At 71.2% G+C, this 24,822-nt stretch carries 24 protein-coding genes; 12 read left to right on the top strand and 12 right to left on the bottom strand.

Features of this window, described 5'->3' with window-relative positions:
- Positions 1-643: 643 nt before the first annotated feature.
- The 8 genes from rpmH to SACE_RS35670 all read left to right on the top strand — a co-directional run bounded on the left by rpmH (position 644) and on the right by SACE_RS35670 (position 6,251).
- The gene (gene rpmH / locus SACE_RS35705) at positions 644-787 is read left to right on the top strand and encodes a 50S ribosomal protein L34 (protein ID WP_011875345.1); all 144 of its coding nucleotides are present in this window, start codon (positions 644-646) and stop codon (positions 785-787) included.
- Positions 788-797: 10 nt separating this feature from the next.
- Entirely contained in the window at positions 798-1,289 is a 492-nt protein-coding gene (gene rnpA, locus SACE_RS35700) for a ribonuclease P protein component (protein WP_044547737.1), read from the top strand.
- Positions 1,289-1,648, top strand: a complete 360-nt coding sequence (gene yidD / locus SACE_RS35695) for a membrane protein insertion efficiency factor YidD (RefSeq protein ID WP_081468291.1) — start codon at positions 1,289-1,291, stop codon at positions 1,646-1,648. The genes rnpA and yidD overlap by 1 nt, the downstream gene beginning before the upstream one ends.
- A gap of 4 nt (positions 1,649-1,652) precedes the next feature.
- The gene (gene yidC, locus SACE_RS35690; protein ID WP_009945732.1) at positions 1,653-2,663 is read left to right on the top strand and encodes a membrane protein insertase YidC; all 1,011 of its coding nucleotides are present in this window, start codon (positions 1,653-1,655) and stop codon (positions 2,661-2,663) included.
- A 33-nt stretch (positions 2,664-2,696) separates the two neighbouring features.
- Positions 2,697-3,245, top strand: coding sequence for a Jag family protein (locus SACE_RS35685; protein WP_009945733.1), 549 nt, complete (start codon positions 2,697-2,699; stop codon positions 3,243-3,245).
- Positions 3,246-3,508: 263 nt separating this feature from the next.
- Entirely contained in the window at positions 3,509-4,216 is a 708-nt protein-coding gene (gene rsmG, locus SACE_RS35680; RefSeq protein WP_009945734.1) for a 16S rRNA (guanine(527)-N(7))-methyltransferase RsmG, read from the top strand.
- Between the two features lie 110 nt (positions 4,217-4,326).
- Positions 4,327-5,226 carry a ParA family protein gene (locus SACE_RS35675; protein ID WP_009945736.1) on the top strand — a complete coding sequence of 300 codons (900 nt, stop codon included), beginning with the start codon at positions 4,327-4,329 and terminating at the stop codon, positions 5,224-5,226.
- Entirely contained in the window at positions 5,223-6,251 is a 1,029-nt protein-coding gene (locus SACE_RS35670) for a ParB/RepB/Spo0J family partition protein (protein ID WP_029621527.1), read from the top strand. Before SACE_RS35675 ends, SACE_RS35670 begins: the two co-directional genes overlap by 4 nt.
- 116 nt (positions 6,252-6,367) lie before the next feature.
- Here SACE_RS35670 and SACE_RS35665 read toward each other — a convergent pair whose 3' ends face one another.
- Together SACE_RS35665 and SACE_RS35660 are read right to left on the bottom strand one after the other, a co-directional pair.
- Positions 6,368-7,315: a D-alanine--D-alanine ligase family protein gene (locus SACE_RS35665; RefSeq protein ID WP_011875341.1), complete on the bottom strand. Its 948-nt coding sequence runs from the start codon at positions 7,313-7,315 to the stop codon at positions 6,368-6,370.
- Between the two features lie 98 nt (positions 7,316-7,413).
- Complete coding sequence (locus SACE_RS35660) at positions 7,414-8,751, bottom strand: aminotransferase-like domain-containing protein (protein WP_009945739.1); 1,338 nt, start codon at positions 8,749-8,751, stop codon at positions 7,414-7,416.
- Between the two features lie 266 nt (positions 8,752-9,017).
- Between SACE_RS35660 and SACE_RS35655 the strand changes: the two genes are divergently transcribed.
- Positions 9,018-9,653: a GNAT family N-acetyltransferase gene (locus SACE_RS35655; protein ID WP_009945740.1), complete on the top strand. Its 636-nt coding sequence runs from the start codon at positions 9,018-9,020 to the stop codon at positions 9,651-9,653.
- A gap of 236 nt (positions 9,654-9,889) precedes the next feature.
- Here SACE_RS35655 and SACE_RS35650 read toward each other — a convergent pair whose 3' ends face one another.
- The 9 genes from SACE_RS35650 to SACE_RS35610 all read right to left on the bottom strand — a co-directional run bounded on the left by SACE_RS35650 (position 9,890) and on the right by SACE_RS35610 (position 20,868).
- Positions 9,890-11,041, bottom strand: coding sequence for an N-acetylmuramoyl-L-alanine amidase (locus tag SACE_RS35650; RefSeq protein ID WP_009945741.1), 1,152 nt, complete (start codon positions 11,039-11,041; stop codon positions 9,890-9,892).
- 309 nt (positions 11,042-11,350) lie between these two features.
- Entirely contained in the window at positions 11,351-11,677 is a 327-nt protein-coding gene (gene trxA, locus SACE_RS35645; protein ID WP_009945742.1) for a thioredoxin, read from the bottom strand.
- A gap of 32 nt (positions 11,678-11,709) precedes the next feature.
- A complete protein-coding gene (gene trxB, locus SACE_RS35640) occupies positions 11,710-12,711 on the bottom strand; it encodes a thioredoxin-disulfide reductase (protein ID WP_009945743.1) in 1,002 nt (333 codons plus the stop codon).
- A gap of 191 nt (positions 12,712-12,902) precedes the next feature.
- Positions 12,903-13,688, bottom strand: coding sequence for a hypothetical protein (locus SACE_RS35635; protein ID WP_029621528.1), 786 nt, complete (start codon positions 13,686-13,688; stop codon positions 12,903-12,905).
- A complete protein-coding gene (gene sigM / locus SACE_RS35630; protein ID WP_009945745.1) occupies positions 13,685-14,293 on the bottom strand; it encodes an RNA polymerase sigma factor SigM in 609 nt (202 codons plus the stop codon). The genes SACE_RS35635 and sigM overlap by 4 nt, the downstream gene beginning before the upstream one ends.
- Before the next feature lie 57 nt (positions 14,294-14,350).
- Positions 14,351-15,919, bottom strand: coding sequence for a protein kinase family protein (locus SACE_RS35625; protein WP_009945746.1), 1,569 nt, complete (start codon positions 15,917-15,919; stop codon positions 14,351-14,353).
- Positions 15,920-16,015: 96 nt separating this feature from the next.
- Positions 16,016-17,929 (bottom strand): murein biosynthesis integral membrane protein MurJ, encoded by a 1,914-nt coding sequence (murJ, locus tag SACE_RS35620; RefSeq protein ID WP_143538036.1) that lies wholly within the window; start codon positions 17,927-17,929, stop codon positions 16,016-16,018.
- A gap of 66 nt (positions 17,930-17,995) precedes the next feature.
- On the bottom strand, positions 17,996-20,323 hold the full coding sequence (locus SACE_RS35615) for a DUF6049 family protein (protein WP_231849887.1): 2,328 nt from the start codon (positions 20,321-20,323) through the stop codon (positions 17,996-17,998).
- The gene (locus tag SACE_RS35610; protein ID WP_009945749.1) at positions 20,320-20,868 is read right to left on the bottom strand and encodes an NUDIX hydrolase; all 549 of its coding nucleotides are present in this window, start codon (positions 20,866-20,868) and stop codon (positions 20,320-20,322) included. The genes SACE_RS35615 and SACE_RS35610 overlap by 4 nt, the downstream gene beginning before the upstream one ends.
- Positions 20,869-21,015: 147 nt before the next feature.
- Between SACE_RS35610 and SACE_RS35605 the strand changes: the two genes are divergently transcribed.
- Together SACE_RS35605 and SACE_RS35600 are read left to right on the top strand one after the other, a co-directional pair.
- The gene (locus SACE_RS35605; RefSeq protein WP_009945750.1) at positions 21,016-22,515 is read left to right on the top strand and encodes a CCA tRNA nucleotidyltransferase; all 1,500 of its coding nucleotides are present in this window, start codon (positions 21,016-21,018) and stop codon (positions 22,513-22,515) included.
- A gap of 143 nt (positions 22,516-22,658) precedes the next feature.
- Positions 22,659-23,231 (top strand): YqgE/AlgH family protein, encoded by a 573-nt coding sequence (locus SACE_RS35600; protein WP_009945751.1) that lies wholly within the window; start codon positions 22,659-22,661, stop codon positions 23,229-23,231.
- On the opposite strand, the gene SACE_RS35595 is transcribed toward SACE_RS35600, so the two are convergent.
- Complete coding sequence (locus SACE_RS35595) at positions 23,228-23,647, bottom strand: SdpI family protein (RefSeq protein WP_009945752.1); 420 nt, start codon at positions 23,645-23,647, stop codon at positions 23,228-23,230. The genes SACE_RS35600 and SACE_RS35595 overlap by 4 nt on opposite strands.
- A gap of 66 nt (positions 23,648-23,713) precedes the next feature.
- Here SACE_RS35595 and SACE_RS35590 point away from each other — a divergent pair, with 66 nt between their 5' ends.
- On the top strand, positions 23,714-24,799 hold the full coding sequence (locus SACE_RS35590) for an esterase-like activity of phytase family protein (protein ID WP_011875337.1): 1,086 nt from the start codon (positions 23,714-23,716) through the stop codon (positions 24,797-24,799).
- Positions 24,800-24,822: the final 23 nt, after the last annotated feature.

Below are 24,822 nucleotides of genomic sequence, written 5' to 3'. Positions count from 1 at the left end.
CGGTGTGCTCCCCTCCCCTCGCCTGCGCAATGACCTGCGTCGCTGCTGCCCAGGCCGGACACCGCACTCGACGAGTCACGAGCGGGATCGGCGAGCGCTGCGCCTTGCGGGTCAGTCCCTGACTGCACCTGCCCACACAGGTGTCCACAGAGTTGTCCACAACTGTGTACGAAGGTACGACAGAGTACTCGATCGTTCCGCTGTGGGTCCCCCGGAACGCCCCACCTGCCTGGCAGCACGGCTGCGACCGAGGTCAGGCACACCTCGCGGGGCCCGGTGACTCCCACCTCGCCGGGCCGGATCGCAGGGGCGCACGCTAGCAAGGCGCTCGTCGGGCGACAAGCGGCCCCATCGCGGTGCGCCAAGATCGGCGGTGTGGCAGGCTACTGGCCGAGCCCGCGTCGAAGCGGCCGAAGGCACCCCGGATTCGACCGGGTGAAGGCCTCTGCGTACTCTCGTACAGTCCCCCGCTTCACGAGCGGGCATGTCGCTTGGGCAAATGTCACTGCCTGACGCGTTCAGGTGCCATGCACACCGCTCGGTGTCGGCTGAGCGGCTGCGGCTTGAGAACAGTGGGACACCTGACCAGACCAAGCATGGCCAGCCGTGGCCATTGTGCCTGTAGTAACCGGGAGATCCGACCGTGAGCAAGGGCAAGCGCACCTTCCAGCCGAACAACCGCCGTCGTGCCAGGAAGCACGGCTTCCGGCTGCGCATGCGCACCCGGGCGGGCCGGGCCATCGTGGCCGGGCGCCGTCGCAGGGGTCGCGCCAGCCTGACCGCCTGACAGCCGGCCTGTGCTTCCTGCGGCTGCCCGGCTGACCAGGAGCCAGGAGTTCCGCCTGGTGGTCCGCCGCGGTCGCCGAGCTGGGCGGTCCCGCCTGGTGGTGCACGCGTTGCCGCCGGACGCCGAGGCGCGCGCCGAACTGGGCGCGACCCCGGACCGGCACGCAGGGCGACCGGCCCACCGCGCGGAGTCACCGGAAGCGGACGTGCACACGGCACCCACCCGGGATTCGAGCGAGTCGACCCGGGTGGGTTTTGTCGTCAGCAAGGCAGTGGGCTCGGCCGTGGTCCGGCACCGGGTGGCCCGTCAGCTGCGCCACCTGATGCGCGACCGCATTCCGGCGCTGCCCGCTGGCACACTGGTGGTGGTACGCGCCTTGCCCCCGGCGGCCGGTGCGCCGAGCCGCGACCTCGGTGCGGACCTCGACGCGGCGTTGCGCAAGCTGCGCCTGACCGGCACCCGGGCCGAAGGCGCCGCACGCCCTCCGACGGGTTTCAGGTGATGGCAGAAGACGCCGTGAGACCAGCAGGTGATCCGGCACGGGACGACCCCGTGGCCGGCGACGACAGGCTCCGAGCGCCAGGCCGGCGCGCGAGCCCGCTCGCCTGGGTGCTGCTGGTTCCGGTGCACGTCTACCGCAAGGTGATCTCTCCCCTGCTGCCGCCGTCCTGCCGCTTCTACCCGAGTTGCAGCGCGTACGCGGTCGAGGCGCTGACCGTGCACGGCGCCCTCCGGGGCGGCTGGCTCACCGCGCGCAGGCTGCTTCGCTGCGGCCCGTGGCACCCGGGCGGGCTCGACCCGGTGCCGCCGCGCCGGACGTCAGGTCGGGCCCGCGCACCCCAGACCCCTGCCGAGGAGTAGCTCAGTGCTGGATTTCATCTACTACCCGGTGTCGGCCATCCTGTGGTTCTGGCACGAGGTGTTCGGTTTCGTGCTGGACCCCGCCAGCGGCTTCGCGTGGGCGCTGTCGGTCGTGTTCCTGGTCTTCACGCTGCGGGCGCTGCTGTTCAAGCCGTTCGTGCACCAGGTCCGGTCGATGAAGAAGATGCAGGAGTTCGCCCCGCACATCAAGGCGCTGCAGGAGAAGTACGGCGACGACCGGCAGAAGATGGCCCAGGAGATGCAGAAGCTCCAGGCCGAGCACGGGTTCAACCCGGTCAGCGGCTGCCTGCCGATGCTGGTGCAGGTGCCGGTCTTCATCGGCCTGTTCCACGTGCTCAACGGCTTCCGGCCGGGTGCTCCCTCCAACTACGTGTTCGGCGCCGAGGACGTCGCCTCCTTCGTCGAGGCCGACCTGTTCGGCGCGAAGCTGTCGAACACCATCAGCCAGGCGCCCGAGATGCTCGCGCACTTCCAGACCGACCGGACCTCGATGCTGCTGGTCGGTGTGCCGCTGATGATCGCGGCCGCGATCGCGACCCACTTCACCGCGCGCCACGGCGTGCAGCGGCAGACGGCCGAGGCCGCGCAGAACCCGCAGACCGCGGTGATGAACCGGATGACGCTGTGGCTGTTCCCGATGTTCGCCATCATCGGCGGACCGTTCCTGCCGCTGGCGATCCTGATCTACTGGCTGGCCAACAACTTCTGGACGCTCGGGCAGCAGCGCGTGGTCTACCGCCGGATCGACCGCGAGGAGGCCGAGAAGGCCGGCACGCCCGCCGTGGTCGACTCGACCGCGGTCGCCGCGAGCGGCAGCACCGGAGCGGCGAAGGCGGAGCCCGCCGCGCGGAGCGCCACCGAGCCCACGGCCGGTACGAAGGCGGAGCCCGCGGCCAAGGCCGACGAGCCGGCCTCCCACGACGAACCCGGTGAGATCCCCGGGGTGATCGAAGACCGTTCCCGCGACGCCGACAAGCCGGGCGAGACCCGGTGACGCCGTCGCATACCCCTGGAGAGGAGACACCCAGTGTCTGAGACCGTGCAGGAGCCGAGCCAGGCCGAGGCGTCGGAGCCGACCGCCACCTCCGAGTCCGAGTCCTCCCCCAGCAACACCGAGACGCTCCTCGTGCAGGAGGGCGACGTCGCGGGCGACTACCTCGAACGGCTGCTGGACCTGCTCGACTACGACGGCGACATCGACCTCGACGTGGAGGCCGGCCGTGCGGTGGTGAGCATCGACGGCGGTGACGACCTGGAGAAGCTGGTCGGCAACCGCGGCCAGGTCCTGGAAGCCCTCCAGGAGCTGACCCGGCTCGCGGTGCAGCAGGACACCGGCGTTCGCAGCCGGTTGATGCTCGACATCGCCGGGTGGCGCGCGGGACGTCGCGAGGAGCTGACGACCCTCGGGCGGACCACCGCCGAGTCCGTGCTGGAGACCGGCAAGGAGACCAGGCTGCGTCCGATGACGCCGTTCGAGCGCAAGATCATCCACGACGCGGTCGCGGCGGTCGAGGGCGTCCACAGCGAGAGCGAGGGCGAGGAGCCGAACCGCAAGGTCGTCGTGTTCAAGAGCTGACACCGCCGGAGCGGTACGACGCAACGCTCGGTCGGGGACTCCCCCCGGCCGAGCGTTTTGCTTTGTCGGGGACCATGTCCTCGTGGCGACCGCCGCCCGGTGCGTGTTTCACGTGAAACAACTCGGACGGGTTGGTGTCAGGTCGCGCGGGTCGATCCGGCAGGCTTAAGAGGTGCGCTCGCGCTCGGCGCGGAGTTCGCCGCGCAACGCCCTCGTGACGTTGCGCCGTTTCACGTGAAACATCGACACCGGGATGGAAGACTGTGACCGCTGCGGAAGGTGAGCCGGTTCGGACTCCGGACGTCGCGAAGACCGTGTTCGGCGATGAGCTGACGACGGCCGAGCGGTTCGCCGAGCTGCTCCGGGAGCACGGTGTCCGGCGAGGACTGATCGGTCCGCGGGAGCTGGACCGGCTCTGGGAAAGACATCTGCTGAACTCTGCGGTACTTGCGGAGTTGCTACCACCGAATTGCCGGGTGGTGGACGTAGGCTCTGGGGCGGGATTGCCGGGCATTCCGCTCTCGATCGCTCGCCCGGACCTCGAACTGACCCTGCTGGAGCCGATGGCCCGACGGGTGGCGTGGTTGCAGGAAGTCATCACGGAGCTCGGTCTCAACGCCGAGGTGATGCGTGGACGTGCCGAGGAGGGACCGGTGCGGGAGCGGCTGGCGGACCAGGACGTGGTCACCGCTCGCGCGGTGGCGCCGATGGCACGCCTGGCGAAGTGGTGCCTGCCGCTGCTGCGTCCGGAAGGCCGGTTGCTCGCGCTGAAGGGCTCGTCCGCGGCCGAGGAGATCGAGCGGGATGCGACGGCGATCCGTGCGGCCGGTGGGGGCCGCGTCGAAGTGGTTTCTTGTGGTGACGGAGTGCTCGAAGTGCCGACGACCGTCGTAGTGGTGGAACGGGCGCAGCCCAGAACTACGTCCGGTCGGCGTCGTGACGGTGGGCGTCGGACGAGGAAGGATCGTTGACGGTGAATCCGGAGTCGAACGGAGCGGGTCATGTTTCACGTGAAACAAGGGGACGCGCCGTGGGCGGTATGCGCTTCCCCTCGACGGGAGCGAGCGGGAACGAGCAGTCGATGAGCGATTACGGATCCACCGACATCGGCTGGACTCCGATCATGGAGGAGGCCGAGCGCGCGACCCGGGTCCTGCACCCGGAGACGATGCAGCTCCCCCGCCCCGACCGCCGGCGCATCCTCACGGTTGCCAACCAGAAGGGCGGCGTCGGCAAGACCACAAGCACGGTGAACCTCGCCGCCGGTCTGGCGTTGCAGGGGCTCAAAGTCCTCGTCATCGACCTCGACCCGCAGGGCAACGCGAGCACCGCGCTCGGCGTGGACCACCGGTCGGGCGTGCCGTCGGTGTACGAGGTGCTGCTCGGCGAGATCAGCATCGCCGACGCCGCCGCGCCGAGCACCCAGTCGCAGAACCTGCTGTGCGTCCCGGCGACGATCGACCTCGCCGGCTCGGAGATCGAGCTGGTGACGATGGTCGCCCGCGAGGCCCGGCTGAAGGAGGCGCTGAACTCCGAGGCGCTGGAGCAGCTCGCTCCCGACTACGTCTTCATCGACTGCCCGCCGTCGCTCGGCCTTCTCACGGTGAACGCGCTCGTGGCGGCGCACGAGGTCCTGATCCCGATCCAGTGCGAGTACTACGCGCTGGAGGGTCTGGGGCAGCTGCTGCGCAACATCGAGCTGGTGCAGTCGCACCTGAACCCGGCGCTGTGGGTGTCGACGATCCTGCTGACGATGTACGACGGCCGGACCAAGCTGGCCGACCAGGTCACCAGCGAGGTGCGCGGTCACTTCGGCGACCTGACCCTGCGCACGGTGATCCCGCGGAGTGTGAAAATCTCCGAGGCACCTGGCTTCGGGCAGACGGTCCTGACCTACGACCCGGGTTCGCGAGGCTCGATGAGCTACCTCGACGCGGCCCGGGAGATCGCCGAGCGCGGTGCTGAGAGGAAGACGGCATGACCGAGCGAAAGGGTGGTCTCGGTCGGGGCCTCGCCGCGCTGATCCCGAGCGGTCCGCCCGCCGAGGGTGGCTCGAGCACTACCTCGACGTCGACTTCGACCAGCGTCCGCCTGCGCGGGTCCGGGTTCAGCACGCCCTCGTCTCCCGTCTCCGCTCCGGAGGAGGAGCCGCATGTTTCACGTGAAACAGGCGGCACCGTGGCGGGCGCCGTCTACCGCGAGGTCGGCATCAAGGCGATCACGCCGAACCCGAAGCAGCCGCGCCACGTCTTCGACGAGGAGGCGCTGGCGGAGCTGGAGCACTCCATCCGCGAGTTCGGCCTCATGCAGCCGATCGTTGTCCGCGAGCTGGAGACCGACCAGTTCGAGCTCATCATGGGCGAGCGCCGGTGGCGTGCCGCCCAGCGCGCAGGGCTGGAGACGATCCCGGCGATCGTCCGTCAGACCCAGGACGACGACCTGCTGCGCGACGCGCTGCTGGAGAACATCCACCGGGTGCAGCTGAACCCGCTGGAGGAGGCGTCGGCGTACCAGCAGCTGCTGGACGAGTTCGGCGTGACGCACGACGAGCTGGCGGACCGGATCGGCCGCAGCCGTCCGGTCATCACCAACACGATCCGGCTGCTGCGGCTGCCGATGCCGGTGCAGCGCCGGGTCGCCGCCGGGGTCCTGTCGGCCGGCCACGCGCGTGCGCTGCTGAGCCTGGACGAGCCCGGCGGCCAGGAGGAGCTCGCCAGCCGGATCGTCGCCGAGGGGCTGTCGGTGCGCGCCACCGAGGAAGCGGTGACGCTGAAGAAGGGCGAGGGGCCGGCCAAGCAGGCGAAGCCCGCTCCCCGCAAGCAGATGCAGGCGCCCGGGTTGCAGGGGCTGGCCGAGCGGCTGTCGGATCGACTGGACACCAAGGTGAAGGTCGAGCTCGGGCGCCGCAAGGGCAAGATCGTCGTCGAGTTCGGCTCCGTGGACGATCTTGAGCGCCTCGCCGAGTTGATCTTGGGCGAAAAGGCCCGACAGATCGACGACCAATGACACTGGGGCTTTCCGTCACGGTGACGATCTGAGAAATGCGGCAAATCGGGCGACCGAAGAAGCCGCCAAAACGAACAGGGCCCGCCGGGAAGGCGGGCCCTGTTTCACGTGAAACATCAGCTTCGGGAGATCGCCCGTTCCACGAGCGTCGCGAACACGTCCCCCAGCGACCGACCGGCCGCCTCGATCGCCATCGGCAGGAGCGAGGTCTCGGTCAGTCCGGGCGACACGTTCACTTCGAGGAAGTGGACCGTGCCGTCCCGGTCGATGATCGCGTCGGTCCGGGAGACGTCGCGAAGCCCGAGCAACCGGTGCGCGGCGACCGCGAGATCGCCGGCCGCGGCCGCGGTCTCCGGGCTGAGCTCGGCGGGAGTGCGGTACGTCGTCAGCCCGGCGGTGTAGCGGGCCGTGTAGTCGTACACGCCGTTGGTCGCCTCGATCTGCACCGCGGGCAACGCCTCGGGTCCGTCCGGTCCGTCCAGCACGCCGATCGCCACCTCGGTGCCCTCGATGTACTTCTCGACGAGGACGGTGTCGCCGTAGGAAAGCGCGCCGACCATCGCCGACGGGAGATCGGCGGCGTCGCGCACCACGCGGGCGCCGAGCGCCGACCCGCCCTGGTCCGGCTTGAGCATCAGCGGCAGGCCGAGCTTGGCCACCAGGGCGTCCAGCACCGACTGGGCGCCGAGCTCCCGGAAGGTCGCGTGCGGCAGCACGACCCAGTCCGGGGTGGTCAGGCCGGAACGGGCAAGCTCGGCCTTGGCCGTCGGCTTGTCCCACGCCCGGCGGCAGGCCCGCGGGTCGGTGCCGACGTAGGGGATGCCGTACATGTCGAGCACCGACTGGACCGCGCCGTTCTCCCCCTCGCCGCCGTGCAGCGCGACGACCACGGCGTCCGGGCGCTCCTGTTCGATGCGGGAGAGCAGCCGCGAATCGGCGTCCCACTCCGCGACCGTCATCCCGACGGACCGGAGCGCGGCGGACAACCGCCGACCGGAACGCAGCGACACATCACGCTCGTGCGAGAGCCCGCCTGCCAGCACGGCGACCCAGCGATCGGACAATCTTCGAACACCCCTGAAAACTGATGGTCCACCGCGCAGGGCGCTGTAGGCGCCACGCGCAGTGGACCGGACGGTTGGAACTCGTGGCCGCGAGAAGATTACGCGGTGTCGGGCGAGGGAGCCTGCGGTCCTTGGACGGTGCGCTGCGACACCGAACCGAAGGTGCGTACCAGCTCCATCTCGTCGGTGAGCGTGTTGGCCAGCCTGCGCACGCCCTCGCGGATCCGCTCCGGCGTCGGGTAGCAGAACGACAGCCGCATCTGCCTGCTGCCGAGCCGGTCGGCGTAGAAGCCGGTGCCCGAGGCGTAGGCGACCCGCTGGGTCACCGCCCTCGGCAGCATCGCCTTGGTGTCCACCCCGTCCGGGGCGGTCAGCCACACGTAGAAGCCGCCGTCCGGGCGGGTCCAGGAGCAGCCTTCGGGCATGTGCTGCTCGAGCGCGCCCAGCATCGCGTCGCGGCGCTCGCGGTACTGCTCGCGGAAGACCTTGATCTGGCCCTGCCAGTCGTGCGAGGTGAGGTACCGGGAGACGATCATCTGGTTCAGCGTGGGCGGGCACAGGGTCGCCGACTCGGCGGCGAGCACCAGCTTCTCGCGCACGGCGTGCGGCGCCAGCACCCAGCCGACCCGCAGGCCGGAGGCGAAGGTCTTGGAGAACGAGCCCAGGTAGACCACGTTGTCGGGGTCGAGGCTGCGCAGCGCCGGGTAGGTCTGCCCGTCGAAGCCCAGCAGCCCGTACGGGTTGTCCTCCAGGACCAGGATGCCGTGCTGGGCGCAGATCTCCAGCACCTCGGCGCGGCGGTCCACGGCGAGCGTGACACCGCCGGGGTTGTGGAAGTTCGGGATCGTGTAGAGGAACTTGACCCGCTTGCCCTGGGCGGACACGTCGCTGATCGCCTGCCGCAGCGCCTCTGGCTGCAGGCCCTCGTCGTCCATCGCCACGTGCACGACGTCGGCCTGGTAGGCGGCGAAGGAACCGAGCGCGCCGACGTAGGAGGGGCCCTCGGCCAGGACGACGTCGCCGGGGTCGCAGAAGATGCGGGTGACCATGTCCAGCGCCATCTGGGACCCGACGGTCACCATGACGTCGTCGGGGTGGGCGTTGATGCCCTCCATCGCCATGATGTCGCAGATCTGCTCGCGCAGCTCCGGCACGCCGTGGGCGGAGCCGTACTGCAGGGCGGACTGGCCGTCGGCGGAGATCAGGCCGGCGACCTCGCCGGCGATCGAGTCCAGCGGGAGCGCGGCGAGGTTGGGCATGCCGCCTGCCAGGGAGACCACCTCGGGGCGGCTGGCCACGGCGAAGAGAGCTCGGATCTCGGAGGCCGTCATGCCCGCGGTGCGCTGGGCGTAACGCTCCACGTGCGCATCGAGGCTGCGTGCCGCGCCCTGCTTGTCGGGCGTGCTGTCGTTCGGCTGGCTTCCGTGATCGGACATTCCGCGCTCCGGGGTTCGGTTGTGCGCTCGGGTGCTCGTCGCGTCCTGCGACGGCGATCGCGCGATTCTAACCGTGTTATCGCGGTAACACCTCCGCCGTGTAACGGGCACCTCCCAGAAACCGACTCGGCGGTAACCCATCTCACCCCATCGATAGCCGATGGCGTGGACCGCAGCGCTTGGAGGTGCCGACCACCGCGGCATATCCTGACCAGGCCCCGCCAGGTCCTTCTGCGGGGCTCCACGCGGGTTTCCAGGAGGCCAGGGTGTCGCGACGTGTCGTCGGCGTCACGCTGGACAACCTCGACCACCTGCCCAAGAAGTGCCGCCGGTGCGTGTTCTGGGAGCTGGCGCCGCACGTCCGGGAGCAGGCCGAGGAGTTCGGCGAGACCGACCTGGAGAAGGAGGCCTGGGTCTCCAGCGTTCTGCTGGAGTGGGGTTCCTGCGGGCGGATCATCTACGTCGACGGCATGCCGGCGGGCTACGCCATGTACGCGCCGCCTGCCGCCGTGCCGCGTGCCGCGGCGTTCCCGACCTCCCCGGTCAGTGCCGACGCGGTCCTCATGACGGCACTGCGGATCGACCCCGAGTTCGAGCACGGCGGCCTCGGCCGCGTCCTGGTGCAGAACGTCGCCAAGGACCTGACCCGGCGCGGGGTGAAGGCGATCGAGGCGTTCGGCGACCTCCAGGAGACGGCAGGCGGCTGCGTGATCCCGGCGGGCTTCCTCCAGCAGGTGGGCTTCAAGACGGTCCGGCAGCACCCGAAGTGGCCGCGCATGCGGCTGGAGCTGCGCACGGCGATCTCGTGGAAGGAAGACGTCGAAGCCGCCCTGGAACGCCTGCTGAGCTCGGTGTCGGTCAAGACGGCGGAACCGGCCCTCGGCGGCGCGTTCAGCCGCTGACAGCGGATCTCAGGGGCGGCACAGGCCTCTAGGTGACGGCACCTGTTCCGGATCGGAAAGCCGCCCGGCGGTTTCACGTGAAACACGCGCCACTGTTGTCACTCGCGTTCCGTGGCGACTGCCGCCATGACTTTCCGATTCGGCACGTGCCGTGCCGGGCTGGAGCGTGCCGGAACGGACCGGCGTGCCGCTGATCTGCCGGATCGGCATGCGCTGCCGATCCGGCACGGCACGGCTCAGGCGCCCTCGGCGCGGGCGAGCTCGTGGCGCAGCAGGTCGTTGAAGGTGAACGTGCCGGTCGGCTGGTCGTCCTTGCCGAGCAGGTACAGCCGCTTGATCGCGACCAGCAGCCCCTCGGCGACGATGTCGCGGAAGCCCGGGTCCAGCAGCCGTCGGCGGTCGTCGGCGTTGGTGAGGTAGCCGATCTCGATGCGCACCGCGGGCATCCGGGTCAGGCGCAGGACCTCCCACGTCTTCGGGTGCGTGCGGCAGTCGCGCATCCCGGTGCGGGCGACGATCTCGCGCTGCAGGAAGCCGGCCAGCGCCTCCCCCACGGTCGAGGTGGTGCCGTTGCCGGTGCCGAAGTGGAAGCTGGCCACGCCCTGCGCCAGCGGCGAGGCGTTGCCGTCGGTGTGCAGCGACAGGAACATGTCGGCGCCGGCCTCGTTGGCGAAGGCGGCGCGCTCGGCGTCCGGCGGGCTGGCGTTCGGGCCGCGGGAGATCAGCGCCTCCATGCCGGTGGCGATCATGCGGCCCTCGAGGCGCCGCGCGAGGTCCCACACCACGTCGGCCTCCGACACGCCGCCGACGCAGACACCGCGGTCGGCACCGCCGTGCCCGGGGTCGATGACGATGCGCTTGCCGCGCAGCCGCGGACCGGCCCGCCGCACCTTCTCCTGCTCCCGCAGGAACACCGGACGACCGCCGCGCACCTTCGGCGCGAGCTGGCGCAGCGCGCGCAGCGTGCCGGGACCGCAGATGCCGTCGGGGTTCAGGCCGTAGTCGCGCTGGAAGCTGCGCAGGGCCTGCTCGGTCTCGTGGCCGAAGATGCCGTCGGGGCGGCCCGCGTCGTAGCCGAGCTCCAGCAGGCGCTCCTGCAGGGCGAAGACGTCGTCACCGCTGACGGGCTTGGAGACCAGGAAGGCCAGCGAGCGGTCGCCGAGCCGCCAGCGGGCGTCGGTGAGCGCGCGGTAGGTGGCCGGGCCGACGACCCCGTCGGTGATCAGGCCGCGTTGTTGCTGGAAGACCCGGACCGCGTGTTCCACCGCTGCGTCGTAGGTGGCGGGATCCGGTCGGCCGTTGGGGGCCGGTAGGAGACCCAGCGCAGCAAGAGTGTTCCTGATCTCGGCAACGGCCGGACCGACGTCACCGCGGTGGAGCAGCTGCATGCACTCCTCGCTCGATTCAGGCGTCGGTGGGGACCGACGCGAAGGATGGTCCAAATCCCCCGGTGTCCTGCTTGCTCGTGTCCGGTTCGCGTTCCCGGGCACTGGCTCATTGTGCCTTGCCTGTCGTGTCACGGCGCTATGGCCCGTCGGCAGCACGGGAGGGCCTGGGGACCATGTGTGTGTACACGATCGCGTGCAGTACGCGAAAACGCGGTCCCGCCACCCCATGCTCATCGATGGGACGGCGGAACCGCGTTAGTGGGTTGCGTCAGATCGCGTCCGACGTCACAGCGCAGCGCTGTCGCCGCGTCACAGGTAGTCCTGCAGGTCCGACAGCAGCGCGGCCTTCGGCTTGGCGCCGACGATCTGCTTGACCGGCTCGCCGCCGGAGAACAGCAGCAGCGTCGGGATCGACATCACCTGGTACTCGCTCTGCAGGCTGGGGTTCTTGTCGATGTCCAGCTTGGCGACCGTGAGCTTGTCGCCGTGCTCACCGGCGATCTCCTCCAGCACCGGGGCGACCATCTTGCAGGGGCCGCACCAGGTGGCCCAGAAGTCCACGAGGACGGGCTTGTCGCTGTCCAGGACGACGGACTTGAACGAGTCGGTGTCGACGGTCACGGTGTTGCCGGCCATGTTGATCTCCCTTGTTGAGGTCGGGTGCGAGGTCAGGGGGTGATGAGGGTCTGCGCCGCGTAGCCGCCGCCGACGAACTCCGAGGCGACCTCGGCGGCCGGCACGGACTCCTGCTCGGCCAGCCACCGCTCGGCGTCGATGGCCGCCGCGCAGCCGGAGCCGGCGGCGGTGACGGCCTGCCGGTAGGTCTTGTCGACCAGGTCGCCCGCCGCGAAGACACCGGGCAGCTTGGTGTGGGTGGTGGGCTGCTGGACGAGCACGTAGCCCTCGTCGTCGACGTCGACCTGGTCGCGGACCAGCGCGCTGCGCGGGTCGTGGCCGATGGCGACGAACATGCCGGTCACCCCGAGCTCCGAGGTCTCGCCGGTCACCGTGTTGCGCAGCTTGAGCCCGGACACCGCGCCGTCACCGACGACCTCGTCGACGACGGTGTTGGTGATCCACTTGATCTTGTCGTTGGCGCGGGCGCGCTCCAGCATGATCCGGGAGGCCCGGAACTCCTCCCGCCGGTGGATGATGGTCACCGATCGGGCGAAGCGGGTCAGGAAGGTCGCTTCCTCCATCGCCGAGTCGCCGCCGCCGACCACGGCGATGTCGTGGTCGCGGAAGAAGAACCCGTCGCAGGTCGCACACGCCGAGACGCCGCGGCCGAGCAGGCGCTCCTCGCCCGGCACCCCCACGTAGCGCGCGGCGGCGCCCATGGCGAGGATGACCGCGCGGGCGCGGTAGGTCCGGCCGTTGGCGTGGACGGTCTTGATCTCGCCCGACAACTCCAGCGACTCGACGTCCTCGGCGCGCAGCTCGGCACCGAAGCGCTCGGCCTGGGAGCGCATCTGCTCCATCAGGTCGGGGCCCTGGATGCCCTCGCGGAAGCCCGGGTAGTTCTCCACCTCGGTGGTCGTCATCAGCGCACCGCCGAACTGGGTGCCCTCGAAGACCAGTGGTTCGAGCTCCGCCCGAGCCGCGTACACCGCAGCGGTGTAACCGGCCGGGCCAGAGCCCACGATGATCACGTTGCGGACGTCGCCAGTCACCGTGCCCCTTCCGTTGTCGCGTGCTCCCCGCGGCGCCTGTCTGCGCCTGCGTACTGGGTGAACGCGATCCTATGCGGCTCTGTTCCCGGGCCGGTGAGCCCGTTGGGCACAGCACAGCGCGGCCCCGGCGGCAGCCGGGACCGCGCTGGCAGCGACGGCGAAAGGCCGGTGCGGCCTCCCACTTGCTGGGATCAGCCGCCGAAGGCGGTGTCCGACAGGGTGGCCGGGTTTCCCGGCCCGCAGTCGGTTCCGACCGTTAAGAGCCGGAACCGGCCGATCTCGCCGGAGGACAGGATCAGCAGCTGCGCGGGACGCCCGTCCAGGGTGACCTCGCGGGCCCCGAGCGGGTTGGACCCCTGCACGCCGTTGGCCTGCAGGCAGCCGACGAGCCTGGCCGGGTCGGCCAGCGCCGCCGCGTACTGCTTCTCGCCGTTGAGCGCCTCGGAGAACTGCGCGGGGCTCAACGACACCTCGCCCTGGAAAGCCAGCGGCGGCCTGCCGCTGGACGTGCCCGACGGCGGCTGCGCGGCGTTCTCGTCCGGCCCGCCGCCGGTGGAGAAGACCACGATGCCCGCGACCGCGGCGGCGGCGGCGAGCACGCCGGCGCCTGCGGTGAACCGGCGCCTGCGACGGCGCTTGGCCTCGGCGAAGTCCACGACGCGGGCGGGCTGCGGTTCCGGCGCGCTCCGCTGGGGAGCGGTCGCCTGCTGCGACCACGCCCGGACCTCCTCCTCGAGCGCCGCGTCGATCCGCGCCGACACGTCGTCGGGGATCGTCAGCGGCGGCAGGTCGCCGAGGTCGGCGGTGGTGGCGTCCAGTGCGGCCAGGATCTCCCTGGCCTCGGGGTCCTCCTCGACCTGGACCCGCACCCGGTCCGCGGTCTCCTGGTCCAGCACCCCGGCGTGGAAATCGGCCAGCAAGTCCACGGACCAGGGTGGGCCCTGCGGCGCCCCCGAGCGCCGGTCTTCGCCACTCATCGTCCCTCCCGTCGACGCATGGCCTTGGCTCCATCTGGGACGTTCGCATCTGCACTTGGGTTCCGCAGGTGCCCCAGAAGTTTCGCCAACTTCGTGCGGCCACGTGCGCAACGGCTCTTGATGGTGCCTTCGGCGACGCCGAGCATCGCCGAGGTCTCGGAGACCGAGTAGCCCTCGACGTCGACCAGCACGATCGCCGCGCGCTGGTCCTCGGGCAGTTCGGCGAGCGCGTCCTGCACGGCCATCCGGGTGTCCTGCTCTGCCATGGCGTCGCGTGGGACGGCGGGCTCGGCGGGCCCGGTGTCGGGCAGCGGCACGGTCGGCCTGGCCTGGCGCCTGCGGATCCGGTCCAGGCAGGCGTTCACCACGATCCGGTGCAACCACGTGGTGACCTGGGATTCAGCGCGGAAGGAAGAGGCGTTTCGGAAGGCCGAGATCATCGCGTCCTGCAGCGCATCCGCCGCTTCCTCGTGGTCGCGCATCGTGCGCAACGCCACCGCCCAAAGCCGGTCCCGGTGCCGGCGGAAGAGCTCGGAGAACGCATGCGGATCTCCACTGGTGTGCGCCGCGATGAGGTCGGCGTCCGATCTGACGGGGACAGACACGATTGAGCACTCTACTGATCGCCGGCTCCCACCGGCTGCCCCGTTGCGCCAGTGATATCAGCCGGTGACGGTGACCTCGTTGATCTGCGACGAGAACCTGCCGTCGGGACCCGGCACGAGCTGGGTGAAGACGATCAGGATCTTCTCGGTCTTGCCGGTCATCTCGATCTGGATCGGCGTCCGGCCCGCCTCCAGCTTGCCGGAACCGATCAGGGTGTCCGCGCTCGGCGACGGCGCGCCCTCGACCTTGTGGATCTCGACCCGCGCGCCGCCGCTCGGCGAGTTGATGACGACCTCGCGCAGCGTCGCGGCGCGCTCGAGCGTGAGCACACCGCCGGTGGCGCTGCTGATCCCGCCCGGGCCGAGCTGCTGGTTGTAGCCCGAGGTGTGCCAGTCGGTGTCCGGGTTGCCGTCGTACATCAGCCGGAAGCTGTTCGGGTTGTCCGGGGAGCCGTTGGCGTTGTACTGCTTGCCGTCGGTGATCGCGATCGGCGCGGCGGGTGGTGCGGGCGGCTGCCCCGGCTGGCCGCCGGGGTTGCTGATGACGGTGCCCTGCTGGCTCGGGTGGTCGCCGGCGGTGAAGACGCTGATCAGGTTGGTGGCCAGCCAGCCGACCACCAGCAGCGTCGCCAACGCCAGCACGCCGACGCTGATCACCAGCTTCTTGCGCTTGGCCTGGTCGGGCTTGGGGTCCTCGGTCTTCCAGACCTCGTTGTCGCGGGTTTCCCCGGAGGTCGACGGTGCCTGCACGGAGGTCGTCGGCGCGTCGTAGGAGGCGTGCTGCTCCAGAACCCGCAGCACGGCCGCGCCGGTGCGGACGCCGCCCGTGGTACCGGTCTGGTCCGGGCTGCCGAGAGCGCGGACCGCGACGGTGGACAGCTCCAGCGGCACGGTGGGGCGCAGGGTGCGCGGCGCGACGATCGTGCCGTCCGGCCCGACCGGCGCCTTCGGCAGGTCCTCCGGACCGTCGGGCAGCGCCCACCTGCCGGTCAACAGCAGGTACAGCGCGGCACCCAGCCCGCGGACGTCCTCGCTGGAGGTCGCCTTGGCCAGCGGACCGGGGAAAGCCATCCGGACCTCGCCGTCCGGGGTGACGCGGATGCGCTGCGGGTGGTCGGCGCCGAGCACCAGGCCGGCGTGGTGGGCCGCCTCGACGGCCGCGGCCAGCGGCTGGAGCAGCCGGGCGGCGGTCCCGGGCGGCAGCGGCCCTTCCGCCACGAGGTCGAGGAGGTCGGTGCCGTGGGTCCACTCGGCGATCACCACGCCGAGCACGCCCTGCGGATCACCGGGCGACTGCGTGACGACGTCGAGCACCCGCGCGACGCCGACGTGGTTGAACGTGCTCGCGTGCATCGCGCGTTCCAGAGTGCGGCGCGCGTTGCCGGAGGCCTCGGAGTCGGCACGATCACCGACCAGGATCGTCAGCGCGACGTCCCGGCCGAGGACACCGTCCTTCGCGCGCCAGAGCTGCGCGTCACATCTGGGATCGGTGCCGACCTTGGCGAGCAGCCGATAACGCCCATGGTCCAACACGGAACCGGGAGTGAGGCCCTGCTCTTTAGAGCCCTCGCTCCCGGCGATCTCGTCGCGTTCCGGCGCCACCTGCTCGGTCGGTTTGCTGGTCACCTTCCCTCTCCCGCTCCTTCCGGTCCAGCCGGGGGCACCAGACACCCCCTCCCCCACGAAAGGAGACTTCCCGTTCGAGGGTACGTGACGCCGAACTTATCGACGACGCAGCAAACCCGTAAGCCGCCCGATCGCGGGCTGGAGTTCGGAAACCCGCAGCAAGGACATCAGTCCGAAGATCGCGACGAGACCGATCGCACTACCGGCGACCGCCTGCATCCAGCCGGTTCCCGGCCCGGCGGCACCGGGCATGACGGCGTCGACGCCGAGCGCGACCAGCCACGCCAGGAGTCCACCGCCCGCCGAGGCGAGCAGCGTTTTGCCAAGCGTCACCATGAAACGGCGGCTGCGCAGCGGTCCGAGGCGGCTCCGCAGCCAGACCTCGCCGATCAGCCAGCCCAGCACGAAGCTGACCGAGTTGATGATGCTCAGCGCGCACAGAACCTGCAGCGGCGTCTCGAGGTTCCCCGCCACCAACGACAGCGGAACCTTGAAGACCGTCATCAGAACCATGATCAGCGTCGGGGTCCGCGCGTCCTTCATGGCGTAGAACACGCGCATCTGCATCATGGTGACCGCGTAGGGCAGGACGCCGAACGCCGAGAGCGTCAGGGCGAGGCCGATCTTGCCGACGTCGGTCGCGCTCTCGCCGAAACCGAGCAGTGCCAGCGTGATCGGCGTGCCGAGCGCCGTCATCACCGCGCTGACCGGCAGCAGCGTCACCGCGGAGAGCCGGTTGCCCAGCGACAGGTCGTCGATCACTCGCTTGTGGTCGCCGTCGGCGGCGGCCCCGCTCATCCGCGGCAGGATGGCGGTCATCACGGAGAAGCCGATCACGCCGTACGGCAGTTGCAGCAGCATCCAGACGATGTTGTACATCGCCCACGCGCCGGCGCTGGTGCCCGCGCGGCTCATCGCCATCAGGCCGAGCTGGCTGATGCCGACGTAGGCGATCATCCACAGCGCCAGCCCGCCGAACTCGGTGAGCCGGGAGTCCCAGCCCCACCGCCACCGGAACCGGATGCCGGTGTGGCGCAGCGCCGGCAGCTGGATCAGCGCCTGCGCGACCACGCCGAGGGTGACGCCGATGCCCAGGGTCATCAGGTGCGCGTCGGTCATCCGGACCGGGTCTATGACGATCTCGCCCGGCAGCATCGCGTACACGCCGATGGTGGCGATGACGACCAGGTTGTTGACCACCGGGGCCCACGCGGGCGGGCTGAAGATCTCCTTGGACTGCAGGATCGCGCTGACCAGCGCGCTGACGCCGTAGAAGAAGATCTGCGGGAGCAGGAAGTAGGCGAACGCGGTCGCCAGCTCCGGGTTGCCCTTGTCCTCGCCCGAGGCGTAGGCCCAGACCAGCCACGACGCGCCGATCACCGACAGCACCGTGCCGACGCCGAGCACCACGACCGACAGGCTCAGCAGGCGCTGCACGTAGGCCTCGCCGCCGTCGTCGTCGCTCTTGGCGGCGCGCACCAGCACCGGCACGATGACGCTGGTCAGGATGCCGCCGATGAGGAACTCGAAGACGCTGTTCGGCAGGTTGTTGGCGACGGTGAACGAGTCGTTGACCACGCCGGTGCCGACCATCCAGGCCAGCATCACCTTCCACAGGAAGCCGGTGATGCGGCTGATCAGGGTGGCGATCGCCATCGAGCCGCTGGCACGCAGCAGCGACGGCTTGCCCGGCGAGACCGGCCGGATGACCTGGGTCTGCTCGACCGCCTGTTCCGCGGCCTGGTCCATGCCGGGCTCCGGCACCACCGCCGGGATCGGCTCGGTCGGCGCCGCGTGCCAGCCGCGCTGGGGCGGCCGCTGTCCGGCGCCGTCAGGCGGCGCGGGGCGCTGCGGCGCTGGGACCTGCTGGGTCGGGGCCGAGTGCCCGGGACCCTGCGGGCCCGGGGCCTGCCTGCGCTGGAGCGGACGGGTCGGCTGCTCCGACGGGGGCGCGGTCGGTCGCGTGCCGGGCACGTGGCCGGGCCTGGCCGGCTCCCTGTCTCGGTTCACCAACTCAAATCCTCCGCTCACCGGGTTCACCCCTGGCTCCGAACGGGGCGTCACCCGAACAGGATGTCAGCCCGGGCTGCGGTCACTTTCGGTGGTCGTGAGCGGAGTGGTCTGCGACTCGGTACCCGTCTGCCCGTTACTCGTCTGCCCGATTTCCGTCTGTTCGGTACCCGGTGAGCCGGTTTCCGGCTGCTCGGTGGCCTGGGGCCCGGCGTCCGGCTGCTCGGCCGCGGCGGCGTTGGCCGCGGCGACCCGGCGGACGCGGTTGCGGAAGCGGCGGTAGACCCGGAACGCCGAGAGCACGATCAGCAGCGACGCCGCGATGATCGTCAGCACCAGGATGACCGGGCCGTACGCGCCGGACTCCAGCCGCAGCCGCTTGGGCGGACCGAGCTCGGTTCCCGACGGCGTGGCCAACGAGATGTCGAGGGTGAACTGGCCGGAGCGGTGCACCGTGGTGGGCAGGAAGAAGCTGCGCCTGCCCTGCGCCGGGATCCGCAGCACACCGAGGTCCTTGGTTTCGAGGCCGGGCGTGCGCGGGATGCGGAACACCACCGAGACCGTGACCGGCAGGTCGTTGGCGACGGTCAGCGGGATGTAGTTGTCGGACTCGCCGCCCAGGGTGAGCTTGCCGTTGGGCTCCTCCAGCCGGACCCGCGAGAACTCCAGGTCCAGCGCCCTGCGCCCGGCGTTGACCCAGTACCGGGCCGCGTCGGGGTTGCCGCGCCAGGCGCTGGACGCGCCCCGCAGCAGGGCGTTGCGCATCGGGTTGGTGACGTCGGCCTCCTGGACGTTGACCGCGGGTTCGCGGTCGGCGGCGCGGAACAGGTCTCCGACCCGGTAGTTCTGCGCGGCGAGTTCGTTGAGCACCCTGCGCGGGATCTCCCGCCCCGCGGCGTCGACCGGGTAGCTCAGGTCGACCTCGGGCAGCTTCGAGGCGTCCGGCTCGGGCAGCGAGGTCGGCTGCACCACGCCGGCGGCCGCGAGCTGCTCCATGCCGGTCAGCAGCGCGCGGACGTCGCCGCCGCTGACGTTCCACCGCCGCGGCGGCGCGACCAGCACCGAGCCGCCCGGGGCGGAGGCGGTGTTGGCGCGGAACGCCAGCGCGCCGAGCGCGTTCTGCGCGGCGACGACGCCGTCACCGGTCTGCGGGGACAGCTCGGTCGTCTCGCGCGTGGTGTCGCGCAGCGGGTCCAACGCCGAGGCGACCAGCGGGTCGATGCTCAGCGCGGCCAGGCCGCTGCCGCGGACCCGCGCCGGTGTAGGACCGGAGATCGCCTCCGGGCGCAGCAGGGCCGTGGTGATGCCGGGGCCGTCCGGGGCCTGGGCGGCGACCTGGCCCGCGGCGGGTTCGTCGATGGTGCCCTCGACCGGCCACAGGACGTCCTTACGCGGCTCGACGCCGAGGGTCTCCTGCACGAGCTGCCTGCTGCTGGTGTCGAGCGCGCCCCTGATCACGTCGGGCAGCCCCGCCCGGCCCAGCGCCACCACGTCCACGTCGCTGTAGGGCAGCGGGATCACGCAGCGGCCCGCGGTGGCCTCCTTCAGCTTGCTCAGCCACAGCCGGGCGGTACCGGCGCCGATGCCTTCCACGGTGCCGCCGCTGGGCTGCCGCACCAGGTAGCCGGTCTGCATCGCGCGGACCGTGGCGAGCAGGTCGGGGTCGATGGCGAAGCAAAGCGCGTTGCCCAGCCGCGAGCCGGGCCCCGCCGTCTCGCCGACGGCGCGCACCAGCTCGTAGAGGCGGCCGCCGGGCGCCAGCGACTCCGACAGCAGGTCGTCCATGAGCACCGGTCGCGAGCCGGGCACCGGCCCGCGGGCCAGGCGCGGGTAGTCGACGATCGGGACGAGCATCGTCGTCGGGGCGGGCTTGGGCGGTGCCGCGGGCGCCGCGCCGGGCGCGGCGAGGACCGGCAGCAGGAAGTGCGCCTCGTCGATGCGGGCGCGGGCGCCGCCCGCCGGCCTGCCGTTGACGTTGACCAGCAACGGGTAGACCCCGGGCGAGGTGACCTGCAGCGAGTTCGGCCCGGTGAACGGGATCCGCAGCTCGAACGGAACGCGCTGACCCGGGGCGATGCTGCCGGTGATCGAGGTGAAGTTCTGCTCGGCGACCGTCCGCGAGCCGTCGCGCACGGCCCGCTGCGCGGCGGCCTCGGAGGTCGTGGGATCGCCGCGCTGGATGCGGGCCTCCACGTCGTGGATGGCCCGGGAACTCGTGTTGGTCAGCGTGCCGGTGACGGTCACCTCCGGCGGGGCGCCCGCACCCACGACCGAAGGTGTGATCTTCGACACCTCCAGTCGGGCGTGCTGATCGTCGTTCTGCGCGGTCGCCTGCGGTACCGGGACCGCGCCGAGCAGCAACACCGCGATCACGGCCGCTAGCACAAACCTCACGCCGGCTCCGTCCCACTGCCCCGGGCCGGTCGGGAACCGGCCGCGATGTCCGATGCGCCGTCGAGCAACGTCAGCGCGCGCCGCACCAGCCTCCGCTCGTCGGCGTAGGCCAGCACCTGCTCCAGTTCACCAAGCGGCACCCACGCCACCTCGGTGACCTCCACGTCCTCGTCGGAAAGCTCACCGCGCACCGCCTCCAGCAGGAAGTGGTGCACGGTCTTGTGCACGCGGCGGTTGCCCGCCACGAACCAGTAGTCGATCATGCCGATCGCCGAGACCACGCGGCCGGTTATCCCCGTCTCCTCGGCGACCTCCCGCACGGCGGTCTGCTCCGGGGTCTCACCGTGCTCGATGTGCCCCTTCGGCAGCGACCACAGCAGCCGGCCCTTGCGGTCCAGCCTCCCGATGATCGCAGCGAGCTCCCGGCCGTCGTCGACCACCAGCCCGCCGGCCGAGGTCTCGTCGACCGTCCGCAGCCGGCGGCGCCGGCGCCGGTTCCGACGCCCCGGCTGGGTACCGCCGGAGCGGCCGGGCGTCGGTGGCATGCCGCCGATGGTAGTGCCGACGGGGTGCGGGTCGGCGTCGTACCGCGTACGGCACGCGGGCGCGCCACCCCGCCGCGAAGGGCCTACCGTGTTGCTCCGGCAGGCACTCGCCGCGCCCCCGCTGAGCAGTCGATACCCTGGTTCGCCGTGTCCACTTCGCACCACGAACCCGCCGCCGCGCCCGCCGACCACCAGGCCAGGGAGCGCGACGCACAACGCAACGCGGTCGTGGAGCTGATGCGCAACGCGCCGGTCGCCGAGGAGCTGGCCGAGCGCTTCGCCGCCGCGGGCCACCGGCTGTACCTGGTCGGCGGCAGCGTGCGCGACGCCCTGCTGGGGCGCCTGGGCACCGACCTCGACTTCACCACCGACGCCCGGCCGGAGCAGGTCCGGGTCCTGCTCGACGAGTGGGCCGAGACGGTGTGGGACACCGGCATCCAGTTCGGCACGCTCGGCGCGTACCGGCACGGCACGACGGTGGAGATCACGACGTTCCGCGCCGACACCTACGACCGGGTCACCCGCAACCCGGAGGTCGCCTTCGGCGACACCATCGAGGGCGACCTGCTGCGCCGCGACTTCACCGTGAACGCGATGGCCATCGAGCTGCCGAAGCGGGCGTTCGTCGACCTGCACGGCGGGATGGCCGACCTGGTCGCCCGGCGGCTGGACACCCCGGCAACGCCGCAGGAGTCCTTCGCCGACGACCCGCTGCGGATGCTGCGCGCCGCCCGGTTCGTCTCGCAGCTCGGGTTCACCCCCGCGCCGCGCGTGGTCGACGCGATGCGGGAGATGGCCGGTGAGATCCGGCGGATCACCCCGGAGCGGGTGCAGACCGAGTTGTCGAAGCTGCTGTGCGGGCGCCACCCGCGCGAGGGCGTCGAGCTGCTGGTGGAGACCGGGCTGGCCGAGCACGTCCTGCCCGAGCTGCCAGCGATGAAGCTCGAGATCGACGAGCACCACCAGCACAAGGACGTCTACCGGCACTCGCTGGTGGTGCTGGACCAGGCGATCGACCTGGAGCGCGCGGCGGACCCCGACGGCGAGCCCGACCTGGTGCTGCGGCTCGCGGCGCTGCTGCACGACATCGGCAAGCCCGCCACCCGCCGGTTCGAGCCGGGCGGCGGGGTCAGCTTCCACCACCACGAGGTGGTCGGGGCGAAGATGACGCGCAAGCGGCTGCGGGCGCTGCGCTACTCCAAGGACGTCATCAACGACGTGTCCGGGCTGGTGTACCTGCACCTGCGCTTCCACGGCTACGGCGAGGGCCAGTGGACCGACTCGGCGGTGCGCCGCTACGTCAACGACGCCGGCCACCTGCTGTCCCGGCTGCACAAGCTGGTCCGCGCCGACTGCACCACCCGCAACCGCCGCAAGGCCGCCGCGCTCCAGCGCTCCTACGACGATCTGGAGGCGCGGATCGCGCGCATCGCGGAGGAGGAGGACCTGGCCAGGGTCCGCCCGGACCTGGACGGCAACGAGATCATGCGGCTGCTGGGCGTGGACCCGGGGCCGGTGGTCGGCAAGGCGTGGAAGCACCTCAAGGACGTCCGGCTGGACCGGGGCCCGATGGACCACGACGAAGCCGTCGCCGAGCTCTTCCGGTGGGCCCGGGAACAGGGCATCGAGGTGCCCGAGGGTCGCTGAGCAGGAGTTTCGCAGCAGCACTATTAATAGTGGTTGTTGAACAGTGAATAGTGCTGCCGACTAGTAATGCTCAGCGGTTGGTCTCTCGAACTACTAGTCCCTGGCCACCCCATGCGGGGGCGCCGTTCTGAGATCATGCGAATGTGGGAACGGACGCCGACGTCGAACCCGGGACGCTGCTGGTGGCGGCCCCGCAGCTGCTCGACCAGAACTTCCGCCGCACGGTGGTCTTCATCATCCACCACCGCGCCGAGGGCACCCTCGGAGTCGTGCTGAACCGGCCGAGCGAGGTCTCGGTCGACGACGTGCTGCCCAGGTGGGGGCCGCACGCCAGTGAGCCGCAGTCGCTGTTCGTCGGCGGACCGGTCGAGCAGCGCACCGCCATCTGCCTGGCCGCGCTGCGCACCGGGGTCGACGTGGGATCGGTGTCGGGCATGATCGGCGTCCGGGGCCCGATAGGTCTGGTCGACCTCGACGGCGATCCCGCCGACCTGGTTCCACGCGCGAGGGGGCTGCGCTTCTTCGCCGGTTACGCGGGCTGGGACGCCGACCAGCTGGCCGGTGAGATCGATCGCGGCGACTGGCTCGTCGTCCCCGCCCTGCCCGACGACGTCATAGCTCCGCCGGGCCCCGAGCTGTGGGGCCGGGTGCTGCGCAGGCAGGGACCGCCGCTGGCGTTCCTGGCCACGCACCCGGGGGATGTGAAGCTGAACTAGCTGCTCTGCTGGAGCGCGCTGCAGCAGCCGCCCGCGCAGCCGCCGCACCCGGCCGCAGGCGCGGGCTCGGGCATGGCCTCCGCGGCCCGGTTGCCGAAGACCCCGCCCACGATCTGGAGGCCGAAGGCGCCGACGAGTCCGATGACCGCGACGAGCACGACGCTGAACGTCGTGGCCAGCGCGGGCAGCGAGGCGCCCGCGAGGACGCCGGTCGCACCGGCCGCCAGGTAGGCGGGGGCGGCGGCGCGGTTGGCGAGCTCGAACGCCTCCTCGCTGCGCAGGGTCGCGGGCGTGCGCACTCCGGCGTAGCGGTTGCGGGCGAGCTGCCCGCGCATACCGCGCCATCCGACGAACAGCAGTGCCGCGCCACCGAGCACCAGCACCGCGCAGAGGATCACCTGAACAGCGAGCGTCACCAGAACAGGGTAAGGCTCCATCTGGTCGATACCCGCCGGACACCCGCGTCGGGTGTGCTGTAGCTCATGGTGAACAGACACGCGGTGACCGGAGTCGTGGCGGTCGCCCTGGCGATGACGGCCGCCGCGCCCGCGCACGCCGCCGACCGGGTGCGCCTGCTGGGCGAGCGCACGCTCCCGAACGCGATGGACTTCCAGGGCACCACCGTGGGCGGCCTCTCCGGCATCGACTACGACCCGCGCACCGGCGCATACGTGCTGATCAGCGACGACCGCTCGGAGCGGCAGCCGGCGCGCGGCTACCTCGCCGACATCCCGGTCACCGCCGACGGGCTCGGCCCGGTGTCCCTCGCGGCGACCCGGCCGCTGCTGCGCCCGGACGGCACGACCTACCCGGCGGGCAGCCTCGACCCCGAGGACGTCCGGTGGGACCCGCGCAGCGGCGAGGTCTGGTGGACCAGCGAGGGCGAGCGGCAGGAGGGGCTGGTCGACCCGTCGATCCGCAGCGCCGCCCTCGACGGTTCGGCCACCGGTGAGCTGCCGCTCCCGCCGAACCTGGCCATGCGTCCCGACAGCGGTCCGAAGCAGAACGAGGCGCTGGAGGGCCTGACCTTCGCCGCCGACGGGTCGCTGCTGGTCAGCGCCATGGAGGGGCCGCTGGTGCAGGACGGCGAGTCGCCGACGTTCGAGCACGGCGCCCTCAGCAGGCTCACCGCCCAGGACCGCTCCGGGGCCATCGTCGCGCAGGTCGCCTACCCGCTCGACAAGGTGTTCGCGCGGTCGCCGACCGGCGGGTTCGCCAACAACGGCGTCACGGCGATCCTGGCCGACGGCGACGACCCGTTCCGCTACCTGGTGATGGAGCGCTCGTTCGTCGACGGCGTCGGCAACTCCGTCCGGATCTACGAGGTCGACGCCCGCGGCGCCACCGACGTCCGGGACGTGGCCTCGCTGGCGGGCGCCGACGTGACGCCGGTGCGCAAGACCCCGCTGGCCGACCTGTCGGAGCTCGGGCTGAGCACCGTCGACAACGTCGAGGGCATGACCTGGGGTCCCGTGCTTCCCGGCGGCGAGCGCAGCCTGGTCCTCGTCAGCGACGACAACTTCTCCGCGCAGCAGACCACGCAGGTGATCGCCCTGGGCGTGAAGTGATCTCTGTTACCCTTGACACCGTG

It is taken from the genome of Saccharopolyspora erythraea NRRL 2338, from assembly GCF_000062885.1.
GTDB classification, from domain to species: Bacteria; Actinomycetota; Actinomycetes; order Mycobacteriales; family Pseudonocardiaceae; genus Saccharopolyspora_D; species Saccharopolyspora_D erythraea.
This window is presented reverse-complemented; position numbering and strand designations above follow the sequence as displayed.